Origin of the sequence: Sulfitobacter sp. EhC04, assembly GCF_001650875.1 — a bacterium.
GTDB lineage: Bacteria > Pseudomonadota > Alphaproteobacteria > Rhodobacterales > Rhodobacteraceae > Sulfitobacter.
The window spans coordinates 1-12523 of record NZ_LXYI01000048.1 but is presented as its reverse complement, the minus strand read 5'-3'; the positions used below and the strand labels follow the sequence as shown (position 1 = coordinate 12523).

Sequence of the window (12523 nt, the reverse complement as noted above, 5' to 3'; positions counted from 1 at the left end):
GTCCCGAAGAGGCGGGAGCCTTCGGGAATGAGAACGCGGGACTGATCGAAACTCCAGACCGGGTAGTTCACGATGGCGGTAATCTGTCCGGGCAATGTGGATTCGATGGCGGTTTCCAGTGACGCTTGAATGAGCGTGCCCTGCAGAACCGTATTGGAAGGATTGGCGATTACCTCCGCTGTCGCGACTTGAACGGGCTGGGCACCGTCCAACACGAAGGCGCGCGCCGCCGCATCTCCGAGCGCGGGCCCCCTCTCGGGGTCGGATGCCGGACTGCCCGTCTGTCCGCCCGCATCAAAGATCACCCCTTCGGACCGGATTTGTGTGTCGCGCAGCGCCGCCGCCTCGGCACGCCGACGGTCCAGTTCAGCCCGCCGCGCGGCTTCCTCGGCGGCGAGCTGATCCCTCTCGGTTTGCGCGCGTAGAGCATCATTCATTCCGTCATCGATCTGCTGTTGCAGGGCGTCGTTCTGGCGCTGCAGTCCGAGCATTTGCTCCATCAACTGCTCCATCCGGCCATCGGCAACACGCGCACGTGCGGCAACCTCATCGGCGATACGCTTTTGCGCTTCAAGATCGGCTTCTGCCAACCGGGTGTCCATCTCGCTTTGCATCTGGGCGATGAGCGCCGTGTTCTGTTCCTGGACCGAGCGCAGCGCTTCGGCCAGCTCGGCGGAATTGTCGGGGGCAGGGGCTTCGGCCAGTCTTGCCAACTGGGCTTGTAGGGCGACCACGTCGCTCGCAAGCTTGGCGTTCTGTTCCTCGAGGGCTTGGCGCTGCGCCGCGAGTTCATCCTCGATTGGTCCGGGATCGAATCTCGGCTCTGATCTTTGTTCGGTCGGTTCCGCGTCGGTTGTCATGCGGCCGAACCCGTCACCGTCGACCTGATCCTGAAAGTCGTCGGCTTTCGATGTTTCAACGGCAGAAGTGATGCCGCTGCCTTGCACAAGCGGGTAGGCAATGATGGCGGTCCCTGCCAGAAGCAATGCACCCAAACCAAGCCTGAGCCCGAGAGATGCGCGCCGCTTGGGCGCGAAGCTGTATTCCTTTCCCCCTGTTTTCTCGTCGCTCATGATCAGAACTCCCGTCCACGCAGGGCGGCCACGGCGGCAGCCTCGGTCGTGAACCCACCAGTTTCCCGGGTAATGCAGATATGATCTTCGCCCATGCGGATGGTGTAGGCGTCCCGCACGCCGGTGACCCGCACGACCGCACCTTGCGTCTGGCTGTTCTGGGTGATCTCGTAGCCTTGGGCGTTCAAGCCGAAGATCGAGGGCCGCACGCCGGGCCGGAATTCAAAGAATGTCGAGCGCCCATCATTCCAGACCCTCGTCGGGCGGATCGCACCGCTGCCCGCGAACTGATAGCCGGTATCTCGGCCTCCAGCCGCAAGCTGGCGCCCGGCGGGTCGCTCGTCGGGAAAGTTTACGACGACCCGGAAAGACTGTGTCCGCGAGCGTCCCTCTGTCAGATAGAAGGCGACAGCGCGGCGGTTGGTAAAGATCGTCAGGTTTGTCGCGGCCCGTGCCTCGACAGGCTTGATCGAGATCGTATTGCGGTTTGACAGAACCTCCACTTCATAGGACGCGGAGTCACCGATCAGGACTTGATTGATCCGTTCGCCGGGACCGAGTTCGATTGACGTGTTTACCCGAAGGTGGGTGTCGATCCGGATCACATCCGTAGGGTTGAAGGTCACGTGGCGAACGCGGGCGTCCTGACCCATGGTGACCGGTGCGCGCTCGGCCAAGGCGGGCGTTACGAGCAACCCGCCGACCGTTGCGATGGCAATTATGACGGTTTTCATGAACTATTCTCGTGTCAGTGTTTCGGCATCGACCCGGTAAGCGGTCACCGAGAAGCCTAGGGGGTTTTCCCAAACGCGTGTCAGGGAGCGTTCGCGGCGGGGGGCAAACTCAAACCCTACGGTGGCGATGAATGTTTGCGTGACGGGGGTCTGGTTGGGTCGGGTGAGGCGTTTGTCGAACCGGATCTGGGCCACTTCGTCTTCCAGGAAGGTGATCGCCCGCACGCGGACATCGACCTGCGCATTCGCGCCATAGCTGCGCGGGGGATAATTCTCGGACCCCGTGGTCCAGAGTTCTATCAGCGAGGTGCGCGCTGACCCGCTGGAGCGCCGCTGGACACTTTCGAGCCGTTCTTGAATGCCGTTCCTAAAATAGCTTTCGCGGTCGCTGATATAGCTGACAAGCAGGGATTCTTTGATCGCTTCCTCATCGGTGATACCGGTCGGCTGAACCTGGTAGATGCGTTCTGCTGCACCCGACGTGCTGTCGACGAGGACGGTAAACACTTCGGTTTCGCGCAGGGGCAACATAACCGTAATGGTCAGAGCCAACAGCACGGATACGGCGCAGGAACAGCCCGCAACGATCCATGCGACGCGCGCTGCCCGGCGCGGACCCATCACCAAATCGATATCGAAACCACTCATGACTATCCCTTCTTCATCTTTCCGGCGAGCTTGACCGCACCGCCCGCATAGCTCCCGGCACGGGCCGCGCTGGACGATCGGTCGGAGACGCCTTGTCCCTGAAGTCCTGCGTTGAAGCCCCGTCGCATGTCATCTCCGCCCCGGATCGCGGCACCGGTATTGCGCCATGCGTTCCCGGGCATCCGCGCGGCATTTGCACCGATCGAGGCGAGGCCGATGTTCGTGGCGGCAAGCCCTTGCGCGAAAGTTGGCACGAGCAACATCAGGCCGGCGCCGATCATCATCACCACGACGAACGAAATCGCGTCCCCGAGTGTTTCGACGCTGTCGAGGCTATCAGGTGCGACGGCCTCACCCGTCGCTATGGTGAAGCCAGCCATGGCAGCCACGAATAGAGGCACGAAGGCAAATCCGATGGCGAGTTTGACCCAGGCCTCGAACAGTGGCGCGGATTGTTTGAACAATGTGCAAGCCACGACCACAGGTGCGATGGCGATCAATACCGCCAACATGATTTTGGCAGCCGACAGAACGATGATGGTGATCGTCGCCATGGCAGCGGCCACAAGAAACATGATCACGCTGGTCATGGCACCGGCCAGCCAGCCGCCATTCTGGCTGATCGCCTGTCCGACATTCAGAGCTTGGGAATAGAGATCGTCTATGCCGTCATAAAGGTTTGTGACATCACCACCTGAGAGGGAGTTGAGAATACCTGAACCAAGTTCAGCAGGAGCATTTGTCAGCGCTTCGTACGGAACAGAAAGGTTTGCGTAGATCAAAAACACATTGACCAGGACAATGCGCAGCCCCACCGACACGATTGTGGAAACCGAGAGCGGCACGGCTTGCAGACCCACATTTGCGCCTACAAGAACGACCACCAACACAGATGCGGTCTGTACAACCGGGCGTACTGCGGCAACCGTTTCAGCATACGTGTCAGCTGCCACGCCCGCGACAGTTGCATCTACCAGTGCCAGAACCTCAGCGATTATGGCCATCCTTAACTACCACACCGCTCCAATTGAAAGATCTGATAGCGCTCGTTTACATCTGACCAATCGCTACGGCGGTATTTGCGAAAGACGCTGAAATCGCTGGTAATTGCATCCTGCGCCGCTTTGCCAATCCGTTCCTGCGTAAACGCATCGAGCGACCCGAGATCATAGATGCAGCCGCAGAAGCCCTGCGACATTGCAAGCTCTCTCAGGTCGGTGCCGAAGCCCCATCGAACCGCTCCACGGAAAATCTCGTTGCCGAAAAAATCAGTGTCCGGATAGCTGAAGGTGCAGGTTTGCGGCTTCGGGAACATCAAGAGCCCTCTTGCCTGTACCTCGCGCATCAGATCGAGGAGGCGTTCTTCCTCCCCATTTTCGGTGGCAGTGACGACCTCCCCGAGCAACGTATCGTCGGGCAGGTCTTGCAAGTCTTCCGCCCAGGCACTGCCTGCTAGGGCGATGAAAACTGCAACTGCTTTGAGTGATGTATTCAAGGGTCAGTCCTCAGCGCCGGAAAAATCAAAGAAGGAGCGTGTGCGAGCCTGCTCGGCCGCGAAATCGATGCCATTTTGACCTTGCGCCAAGCCTTGGGCGGCATTCAGGCGCCACATCTGGCCCAACATGTAATTCGTCTCCGCAGCCATACGTGTGTTGAGATCGATCGATTCCTTGAGCGTTTCCTGATCGCCAATCGCTTCCACCAGCCCATCGATACGCTCGATGCTCTGGGCGGCTTCCTCGTAGGAAATTTGGGCTTGCCCGATAACCATGGCATTGGCAGCCGCCAGATCGGCTATGGCAGCGCCTTGCGGGTTCCCGGCGTCGTTCAGCTCGGTGAGTTTTTCCGAGGTGAACCCCGCACTGGCCATCGTCTCGCGCATGGCATCGGCGGCCCGGCGCTCTCCCATGGTGACGTCGCCATCGAGCAGATCGTCCAGCAGGCTGTCAAAATCCCCGAGCGACAGACTGTCCATGAAACCCGATAGATCGGTGATCTTCTGGGCGCGGGCACGCAGGTCCTCCACATCGTTGTAGAGGGCTGCGATTTCATTCAGGCCGGTAATTGAACCCAGGACGTCATCAAGAAGGCCCTGAATATCAGTGAGGCGCTCGATCTGGGTACGCAATTCCTCGATTTGCTGAAGCTGGTTTTCCGCATCGCGCAGCGCGGCCTGCAGCTGCTCGATATTCTGCGCGAGGTTCGATCCATCGATCACAGGCACACCCTGAGCGAAGGCAGGGGGCAGGTGTGCCGCCATGAGTGTGCCCGCGACAATAATTGCGGCAAGGCGGGTGTCAGCCCTCATCGGAATACCTCCAGAAAGTGGATTGCTCCAGGTGATCGGCGGCCTCGGTCAAACCTTGTGCCGCTTCGACTTTCACGTGGGCCGCGCGCAGACGCAGCGTCAGCGCCATGAGCCGCGCCCGTTCAGCAAGCATGTAGGTGGAGCGGTCCAGTGCCTCTTTTGCGTTACGGGGCGGATCTTCACGCAAAAGCGCCGCGATCCTCGTCATGGCCTGATCGATCTGGGTGCCCATGTAGGCGCTATAGCCGACCGAGGCATCCGCCCAGTTGCCCCAGGCGGCCGAAGCGCCATCGAAGCCCGCCAGTGACCCCGTCATATCGACGCCGGTGATAGTGCCAAGATAGTCGTTGTAATACCCGTTGATGCGCCGGACGTAGGTCTGGGTTTCCTCGAAAGGAGGCACACCACCATACTCTAGAACACGGCCGGGGCCTGCATTATAGGCCGCCAGAGCGTGATCGATCCGACCGAAGCGGTTCAATTGCGTGAGAATGTAGCGTGCGCCACCGTCCAGGTTTTCCCAAGGATCATACGGGTTCACACCGAGATCCGATGCTGTGCCCGGCATCAGCTGGCAAAAACCGCGCGCACCCACGTGGGAGACGGCTGCATTGTTGAAACGACTTTCCTGCTTGATCAGTGACTGAAAGAGGATACGCCACGTCAGTGGCGTCAGACCGGCGGCCGCAACACCGGGATGACCCTCATAGCGCCGCGCCACCGTGATGATCATGCGCTCCACGTCGCTTGGCTCACCGAAGAGGCGATCGGCATCAGGATGATTTTCCTGGGCTCGGTAAGTCTCTGCAGCGCTCGCCCAGCCGGGCCCACCAGCCTCGAACCCACTCAGGTCGGTGACACCGGTGGTCTCCGCAAGGAAACGCTCATAGGCTTCAAGCTGCTCTTGATAGATATCCGCTTGTTCCTGGCGGGCGTCGCGCTTCTGGCCCTGCCGCAAGGCGTCGCGTGCGAGCTCTTCCACGCGAGACACAGCGCGGGCAAGGTTGGAGCCATCGATCACTGGTACGCCCTGCGCAGAGGCAAGCGAGCCAAGACCCAGAGCCAACGGAATCGCCATTCTAGAAGCTCTGGAAATCACAATGCGCATTCCGTGAAACAAGGCCGGGGGCAGGGGCCGAGAACGCCATAGCGGGCCGCTCAAAACAGGGCGATCGCACGCCTGTTGATGCACCTTCGCAAGCGCTCAGGACCGTCATGGCGACCAACAGAAAAAATCGTGCTTTCACATCATGTCCTTCCAGAATTCTTCTTTCTTGCGCCAATTGGCAGGCGCTTTTTCCTCGCCGGTCTTGCCGCCACCAAGAACAGTAACCAGACCGCCCAAGCCTGCGAGATCGGTATTGACGAACACGCTGTCGGTGCCGGAACGGATCAATGCCAGCCGCAATCCGGCTGTCGGGCTGGAAAGAAAATCCGCCTCGCGCGCATTCAGGCGCAGGATGCTATAATCCTCCGGATTTGCCCGTGGATTGGGAAACAGGATCTGGGTTGCCACACTTTCCGCGATGATCTGGCCGACCGAACTTTGGTCCAGATGGCCCGGTGTCTGGGTCAACATCATCACCACGCAGTTGCGCTTGCGCATGGTAACCAGCCAGTCATGGAGGCGCTTGACGAAGATATCGTCAGCCAACATCTTCCACGCCTCGTCGATCACAATAATCGTTGGTCTGCGATCCTCGATCACGCGCTCGATACGGCGGAAGAGATAGGCGAGGAGGGCGGAGCGTTCTGCGTCCTGGTCCAGAAGTTCGGTCATGTCGAGACCAAGGACATCCTCGCCAATGGCAATCGACTGGGCACTGGGCCTTGAGAAAAGCCAACCGTACCGGCCGGCTTCTGTCCATTCCCGCACGCGGGACACCAGGTCGCCGTCATCATCGGTAGAAGCCACGAGGCTTGCCAAACCGTCAAAGGTTCTAAGGCCCGGCTCCGCAGCGGCGATCTGACGAACCGCCTCGTTCAGTGCTGCGGTCTGGACCGTCTCAAATGGACGGTGGCGGGCCAGAATGTCGCCGAGCCAATCTGTCAGCCAGGCGGCCCCCCGCGCATCGGTCTCCGTGGTCATTGGGTTAAAGCCGGTGGGCTGGCCCACCTTGATTTCGCTGTAGCTGCCACCCAAAGCGCGGATCGCCATCTCCAACCCCTGATCCTTGTCGAAAACGATGACCCGCGCACCCACTCTGCGGGCCTGCGCCATGAGAAAAGCCGTGCCCAGTGTCTTGCCGGACCCGGTGCGGCCCAGAACAAGCGTGTGCCCGACGCTTGGCTCATCGGTCCGGCGCCCCGCTTCGTGAAAGTTGAACCGGTAGAGGCTGGAGGTCACGGTCGGGAAGGCCGTGATCGTCTTGCCCCATGGGCTGGCCTCGGGTCCGCGTCCCGGCCTTGTCTTGTGAAACGCGGCCAGTTCCGCGAAATTGTGCGACGAAACGATCCCGTCACGGATCCGGTAGGCCCAGTTTCCGGGCGCTTGTGCGAAATAGAGCGCCTTTGCGGCCCAGGATTCCCTTACCAGAACGGCACCGGTCTCTTGCCCCGCCCGCCAGATCTCGGAAGCTGCCTGTTCCAGTTCCTCGGCGCTGTCACAGAAGACCTGCACGGATGCATGGTGTGTCCCAAAGGTCGACCGGCCGGATGCCACGGCGTCGGCGGCTTCGATCAATTGCTCTGTCAGGCTGACACCAGCATCCTCGGAGGCACCCCGCTGGCGAAAGGTGCGTTGAATGCGCTCAACCATCTCATTGGCGCGCCGCGGCGTGAAAGAGTTGGTGATCGTGATGTCATAGGGCAGTTCCAACGCGTCAAGCATGGTTGGCCAGGTGCGACTGGGATAGGATTTTATCCCGAAAATCGCGCCGTATCGTGCGCTGTCGCCGCTTTCCAGCCGCATGGTTTTGCCTTGAAAGCTGACGTCGAAATTGCTCATCGTGTCAGCCAACAGTTGCCCGGGGGCCGCGATGATTTTGCCGTAGCTCTGTCCGTGAACCGCGGCCAACACTGCAAGCCAGTCCCCGCTCGAGACTGTCAGGCGCGCTGCACCTGCGTCGGAATACATCGCCATGAGCAGCGTCATGGCCTCTTCCAGGGCAACAATTCGCGTATCAATGTCTTTCTGGAAATCGCGGCCGCCGCCAAGGGCGCCCAGAACCTTCGAGAATGCCTGCGGCATCGACGGACGCATCAATACTGTCAGCATCAAGGTGCGGGCTTTCAGGTCACGTGCGCGCAGGCTTCTCTGCCACGCCGCGTCTACCGCATCTGCAAAAGGCATACCGTCAGGCGCAGCAAGGTCCGCGACATCCGGGCGTGATACCTTGTTGATGTGGAAACCGAAACGCTCGCCCAACTGACTGACGATCCGGGCAAAGCCTTCACTGATCTCATCGATCCGGGCGTCATCGCTGGTGAAGCTGTCGATCCCGCCAAGCGTGACCGACGCCATCAGATCACCCTGCCGCGTCAGGATGACATTGTCTCGCACCGCAGCAATGTAAGGTAGGTGCCGCCCAAGACGCTCGGCTTTCAAGACCTTGTCCCCAAGTGCATCCCGAACAGCGTTGCTTGCAATCAACCCCCGAAACTCACGCGACATAGAGATCGCCCCCATCGCGGGATCGCACACTCGTTCGCGGTGTGCGCGACATCACCACGTTCAAAATCTGGAACAGATGTGGATTGCGGTCTGCGACCACCCAAAGCGGTGGGTAGCCCGCGAGGAACACCAGCAGGAACCGCATGTCGTCAACCAGAATGAAAGGGATCACGGATGCGAAGACCAGCGCCACAAAATATCCGATCGGGAGACCGAATATCCGTGGCGGCTTGGTCATCCCCAGAAAGAGTGGTGTGTCGCGCATGGAGGTCTCTGCGGCCTGTCAGATCAAGGAGCCGCAAAGCCATCGATGATGGTCTCGGCCGAAAAGATCAGCACCACGCCGACAAACACGGCGACGAAGATCGGCCAGTTGAGACGCCCGAAAAACATCATGACACCCGATCCCACGAGAGCGAGCACGCCGAGGCCACGACCGATCGGACCCGTCACCGCGTCGATGATGTTGTCGATCATGTCAGAGACCGGGCTGAGGTCCTGTGCAAGCGCCGGGGCTGCGGCCACTATCAGCAACGCGGCCAATGCCGCCCGGGTATAGTCGATGCGTTTCATATCTGGTCTCCGATGGATTGGGCATAGACGGCCATGACCTTGCGGACATGGCCTTGGGTTTCGCGGTAGGGGGGAATCCCGCCATGGCGCGCCACGGCTTCGGGGCCGGCATTATAGGCTGCAAGCGCAAGCTGCGGCGTGCCGAAACGATCAAGTTGTGTCAGCAAGTAGCGGGCGGATCCATGCAGGTTTTGCTCAGGATCATGCGGATCGACGCCAAGCACGCGCGCAGTGTCCGGCATCAACTGCCCAAGCCCGATTGCGCCGACATGCGACCGCGCGCCTGGATCAAATGCGCTTTCAATAGCGATGTTGGCGCGAAAGAATGCGAGCCAATCGCGAGAGGACATCCCGGCCCTGCGCAGGGCCGGGTGGTCCACGTAAACCGACCCCACATCCAGGATCATAGTCTCGATCGCAGGGCGGCCCGATGGGACCCGAGGCGGAGACAGGCGTGGTGAATCAAGAGGGACGACCTCAGAGCGTGCGACACCGTCGCTTTGCTCGGGTTGGGGTCTTGCAAAGTCGAGAACGCTACTGGTCAGTCGACCAACACGGTCTGGAGCATCGAGATCGATAACGGATTGTGCATAAGTGGAAGGGCCTGAAAGCCCCCAGAGAACGAGGCTAGCCGCTGGTAGGATACCTTGTCGTCTCAAACTCCCACGTGCCTCTCTCACCTTCTCGGAGAGGGCAGCTGAATACCTTTGCGTCGAGCTCCAGGCAGAAGCTCATGAGCCCTGCTGCGGTCTTGAAGACGCGTGGTTTAAGATCCCGGTTGGTCACATAGACCGACCGGTGCACACCGCCTTGACCGTCATTGGAGCAGACGAAAACCGTCCAGCCACCCCTATGCGTGTTGCCGCCCTTTTCCGGGGCTTCAACGCATTCCACCTCGATCCATGCCCCACCCTCGATCGCCTCTTGCATGTGCGATGTTAGGATCACGGGGTATTTTGTTCCTGCCATTTTGCCTCCGAAGGAAAGAAGTTCCTACGGAAGTAACCTGCTTTTGCACCGCTTCAAACAGTGCATGTCACAAGATATGCGGCGACGTAGCGGAAAACCCGTTAGAAGGTCAATAGATATCTTTTGATTGATTACGATATTTTTTCGGTGATAGGTCCGACACACGATTCGCCCCCAGATTGTCGGGAGACCACCAGATGTCGCGGTTGCTGGCATGTAGCACATTCATCGCCCTAGCGATCCCAGCAAATGCCGAGGCGCTGGCGATGGACTGCGTGTTGCCGTTGCGGCCGGAGCTGGCGGCCTCGCCTGCGCTCCTGAACGAGTACGGCGACGACATCAGAGCCGAGTTCAACACCTACTTCGATGAGGCACAAACCTATCTGAATTGCCTCGCCGCAGCATCAGCTTCCGCGCAGGCCGAAGTCCGTCTTGTGCTTGACGCTTACCAGGAGATGTTCCAATGAAACGACGCGCAAAATATGTCAGCAATTATGACACAATTAACATAAGTCTGATTATACGCCAACGGGTTAGCGGTGGCGCTCTGTCATGAGGCGGCTTGTGTCAACTGCCGTGATCATCGCGATCGGGCTTACACCGCTTGCTGCCAAACCTGCCGCCGCACAGGGCTACCAGATCGATTGTGCGATCCTCCTGTGCCTCGCAGGCGGTTGGCCTCCTTCGGTCCCATGTGCCCGCGCGCGCGCGGAGTTTATCCGCCGGATCACGCCCTGGCCGGTCGAACCACCGCTGCAGATTTGGCGTTGTCCAATGCGTGCTGAGTTCGAAGCGCCGAACCCGGTTGAGCGCCTCTACAGGTTGGCGGGGTTCAATCCGGGTCCAGCAGTCTCCCTGCCCCGAGAGCGAGAAACGCTCCGGCTCGCCCAAGCTGTCGGGCGTGCCGCCGATATCGATGTGACGAACCCCGCTTTTGATTTCATCCGCTCCATAGATGTCTTCCAGGTTACGGCACGTCAGGACGAGGGCCGTGAGAATTGCAACAGACATGCTTCTGTGCGGCGTGGCACGTACGATCAAGGCGGCCAATTTCGGTGGCAAAACAGCTCGGTAAGCGCGCTTCCTCCGGCATTCCGAGGAGCCGAGCGATACGGTCAGAACTGCCCCGATATCTGGGTCCGTGCTGTGTTCGTCGATTGGGAGGATTTTGAGGGCACCTATGGCTTCGAACAGGTCAACTACTGATCTCAAACAATCACAGGGTAACGATAGAAAAGAAGAAACCCCCGCAAGGCGGCAACCAAGCGAGGGGCTCAAAGAACATCGGAATTGGCGTTCCGACAGGTCAAATCAAACTGTGATCTCGTTCTAGCAGTCCCGACAGTCAAGGCAACGAAAAAACGTGTCTCTCGCTGGGACACGGATGCCCTGTTGCAGCCTTGTCCCAATTCACAAGGACAAGACAATGAACGTGATCCAAACCCATCCCACCCTGCCGGAAGGCTGGACCAAAGGGGCTGTCATGGCGCTAATCTCAGAGGTTGCCCCGCATATAGGCCTGCGCCCGGCGCGCCTCGCAGTTCTGAACTACATCATCGGGCGCACCCGCGCATCCGACTGGACCTCTCCCCATCGTGAACCGGTGTTTTTTGGCGCGCAGGATCTCGCAGCGGTCGAACTTGGCAAGACGTCGCGCCAGTTGCGAACGGATGAGGCCGCGCTGTGCAAGCTTGGGCTGATCGTGAAACGTGTCGCGGCGAATGGTGCCCGCTATGGGCGTGCTGGCTTAGGCTTGATACTGACTCCGCTGATCGCGCGACTGGAAGAATTCATAGCCCTTCGCGATCGGCTCCGTGCGGAACGGAGGCATTTGCGCGCTTTGAAGGATCTTCGGTCCCTTCGTTTGCGTCACATGAGGCGGTGCATCGCCGCCCTGCCCTCCTTGGCTATCAAAGATCCTGAGATCGCCAGGATTCTGGCCAGTTTTGCGGAATGGCCACGCAGCGATGCGTTAGGCCGTCTTGGTCTGGAGCGGCTTACCGCCCATTTGAAGGCCAGTTCCGATCTGTGCAACAGCCTTGAAGATTGGCTTGAAAACCATGGGCTTTCTTCCGACCAGCCAGTGGAAAACTTCCGGCCCTTTACACAAAACACCAGAGAAGAAACTCAAACTGTAGAGACGCCGCCCGCTGTGGATAACTCTGAAAGACACGCGGAAATCGCACAGAGTGAACCGCCATCATCAATTCCCTGCCCCGCGCCACCCGCTCTGACGCCAGAGAATCTATATCGCATTGCCGGCGATGGCTTACGCATGATGCTTGACGCGAGCCGAGATCAGAACCGACCTCTCAAAGAGCGCGACATCATCGAGGCTGCCTGGGCGTTGCTGCCGATGCTCGATATCCATGCTTCAGTTTGGCACGAGGGCCAGAGCACCTTGGGCGACCACGGGTTGGCTTTCTGCCTACTATTGGTTGATGCGCAGCGAGATCACCCGAGCTACCCTGTTCGCAATCCTGGCGGTTTGATGCGCGAACTGATCCGTCGAGCCAAGGCAGGAAGGCTGGACTTCGATGCAAGCGTTGCGGCTCTGCAAAAACGGCGCAATGGGGTGAGGTAGAGTTTCCAACCCGCAACTGAA

Annotated in this window: 14 protein-coding genes; 3 read left to right on the top strand and 11 right to left on the bottom strand. The window is 59.6% G+C overall.

All coding sequences use genetic code 11. The features are described from left to right. The 11 genes from A8B82_RS19210 to A8B82_RS23700 all read right to left on the bottom strand — a co-directional run. The coding region (locus A8B82_RS19210) for a TrbI/VirB10 family protein (RefSeq protein ID WP_067296174.1) at window positions 1–1073 on the bottom strand (1073 nt) is incomplete at its 3' end. 2 nt (window positions 1074–1075) lie between these two features. Beyond that, a complete protein-coding gene (locus A8B82_RS19205; protein ID WP_067296172.1) occupies window positions 1076–1807 on the bottom strand; it encodes a TrbG/VirB9 family P-type conjugative transfer protein in 732 nt (243 codons plus the stop codon). 3 nt (window positions 1808–1810) lie between these two features. After that, complete coding sequence (locus A8B82_RS19200; RefSeq protein ID WP_067296170.1) at window positions 1811–2455, bottom strand: virB8 family protein; 645 nt, start codon at window positions 2453–2455, stop codon at window positions 1811–1813. A 2-nt stretch (window positions 2456–2457) separates the two neighbouring features. Next, window positions 2458–3459, bottom strand: coding sequence for a type IV secretion system protein (locus A8B82_RS19195; RefSeq protein WP_067296168.1), 1002 nt, complete (start codon window positions 3457–3459; stop codon window positions 2458–2460). 2 nt (window positions 3460–3461) lie between these two features. Then, window positions 3462–3950, bottom strand: a complete 489-nt coding sequence (locus tag A8B82_RS19190) for a hypothetical protein (RefSeq protein WP_067296165.1) — start codon at window positions 3948–3950, stop codon at window positions 3462–3464. A 3-nt stretch (window positions 3951–3953) separates the two neighbouring features. Then, window positions 3954–4763: a type IV secretion system protein gene (locus tag A8B82_RS19185; protein ID WP_082899384.1), complete on the bottom strand. Its 810-nt coding sequence runs from the start codon at window positions 4761–4763 to the stop codon at window positions 3954–3956. Beyond that, the gene (locus A8B82_RS19180; protein WP_067296162.1) at window positions 4753–5841 is read right to left on the bottom strand and encodes a lytic transglycosylase domain-containing protein; all 1089 of its coding nucleotides are present in this window, start codon (window positions 5839–5841) and stop codon (window positions 4753–4755) included. The genes A8B82_RS19185 and A8B82_RS19180 overlap by 11 nt, the downstream gene beginning before the upstream one ends. A 165-nt stretch (window positions 5842–6006) precedes the next feature. Next, window positions 6007–8376 carry a VirB4 family type IV secretion system protein gene (locus A8B82_RS19175; protein ID WP_161489480.1) on the bottom strand — a complete coding sequence of 790 codons (2370 nt, stop codon included), beginning with the start codon at window positions 8374–8376 and terminating at the stop codon, window positions 6007–6009. After that, the gene (locus A8B82_RS19170) at window positions 8366–8641 is read right to left on the bottom strand and encodes a type IV secretion system protein VirB3 (protein WP_067296156.1); all 276 of its coding nucleotides are present in this window, start codon (window positions 8639–8641) and stop codon (window positions 8366–8368) included. The genes A8B82_RS19175 and A8B82_RS19170 overlap by 11 nt, the downstream gene beginning before the upstream one ends. Before the next feature lie 23 nt (window positions 8642–8664). Beyond that, entirely contained in the window at window positions 8665–8949 is a 285-nt protein-coding gene (locus tag A8B82_RS19165; RefSeq protein ID WP_037239483.1) for a TrbC/VirB2 family protein, read from the bottom strand. Continuing rightward, the gene (locus tag A8B82_RS23700; protein WP_375342699.1) at window positions 8946–9494 is read right to left on the bottom strand and encodes a lytic transglycosylase domain-containing protein; all 549 of its coding nucleotides are present in this window, start codon (window positions 9492–9494) and stop codon (window positions 8946–8948) included. Before A8B82_RS23700 ends, A8B82_RS19165 begins: the two co-directional genes overlap by 4 nt. Window positions 9495–10115: 621 nt before the next feature. Between A8B82_RS23700 and A8B82_RS19155 the strand changes: the two genes are divergently transcribed. The 3 genes from A8B82_RS19155 (at window position 10116) to repC (ending at window position 12502) form a co-directional block, all read left to right on the top strand. Next, entirely contained in the window at window positions 10116–10385 is a 270-nt protein-coding gene (locus A8B82_RS19155) for a hypothetical protein (protein ID WP_067296151.1), read from the top strand. Window positions 10386–10482: 97 nt separating this feature from the next. Next, window positions 10483–11124: a hypothetical protein gene (locus A8B82_RS19150; RefSeq protein WP_328586507.1), complete on the top strand. Its 642-nt coding sequence runs from the start codon at window positions 10483–10485 to the stop codon at window positions 11122–11124. Between the two features lie 220 nt (window positions 11125–11344). Then, the gene (repC, locus tag A8B82_RS19145; RefSeq protein WP_067296140.1) at window positions 11345–12502 is read left to right on the top strand and encodes a replication initiation protein RepC; all 1158 of its coding nucleotides are present in this window, start codon (window positions 11345–11347) and stop codon (window positions 12500–12502) included. Window positions 12503–12523 lie beyond the last annotated feature (21 nt).

What these genes read in the sequence shown, in the direction of transcription:
- A8B82_RS19205 (WP_067296172.1), bottom strand. Translation starts at nt 1,807, where the DNA reads ATGAAAACCGTCATAATTGCCATCGCAACGGTCGGCGGGTTGCTCGTA.
- A8B82_RS19200 (WP_067296170.1), bottom strand. Translation starts at nt 2,455, where the DNA reads ATGAGTGGTTTCGATATCGATTTGGTGATGGGTCCGCGCCGGGCAGCG.
- A8B82_RS19195 (WP_067296168.1), bottom strand. Translation starts at nt 3,459, where the DNA reads ATGGCCATAATCGCTGAGGTTCTGGCACTGGTAGATGCAACTGTCGCG.
- A8B82_RS19185 (WP_082899384.1), bottom strand. Translation starts at nt 4,763, where the DNA reads ATGAGGGCTGACACCCGCCTTGCCGCAATTATTGTCGCGGGCACACTC.
- A8B82_RS19180 (WP_067296162.1), bottom strand. Translation starts at nt 5,841, where the DNA reads ATGGCGATTCCGTTGGCTCTGGGTCTTGGCTCGCTTGCCTCTGCGCAG.
- A8B82_RS19175 (WP_161489480.1), bottom strand. Translation starts at nt 8,376, where the DNA reads ATGTCGCGTGAGTTTCGGGGGTTGATTGCAAGCAACGCTGTTCGGGAT.
- A8B82_RS19170 (WP_067296156.1), bottom strand. Translation starts at nt 8,641, where the DNA reads ATGCGCGACACACCACTCTTTCTGGGGATGACCAAGCCGCCACGGATA.
- A8B82_RS19165 (WP_037239483.1), bottom strand. Translation starts at nt 8,949, where the DNA reads ATGAAACGCATCGACTATACCCGGGCGGCATTGGCCGCGTTGCTGATA.
- A8B82_RS19155 (WP_067296151.1), top strand. Translation starts at nt 10,116, where the DNA reads ATGTCGCGGTTGCTGGCATGTAGCACATTCATCGCCCTAGCGATCCCA.
- repC (WP_067296140.1), top strand. Translation starts at nt 11,345, where the DNA reads ATGAACGTGATCCAAACCCATCCCACCCTGCCGGAAGGCTGGACCAAA.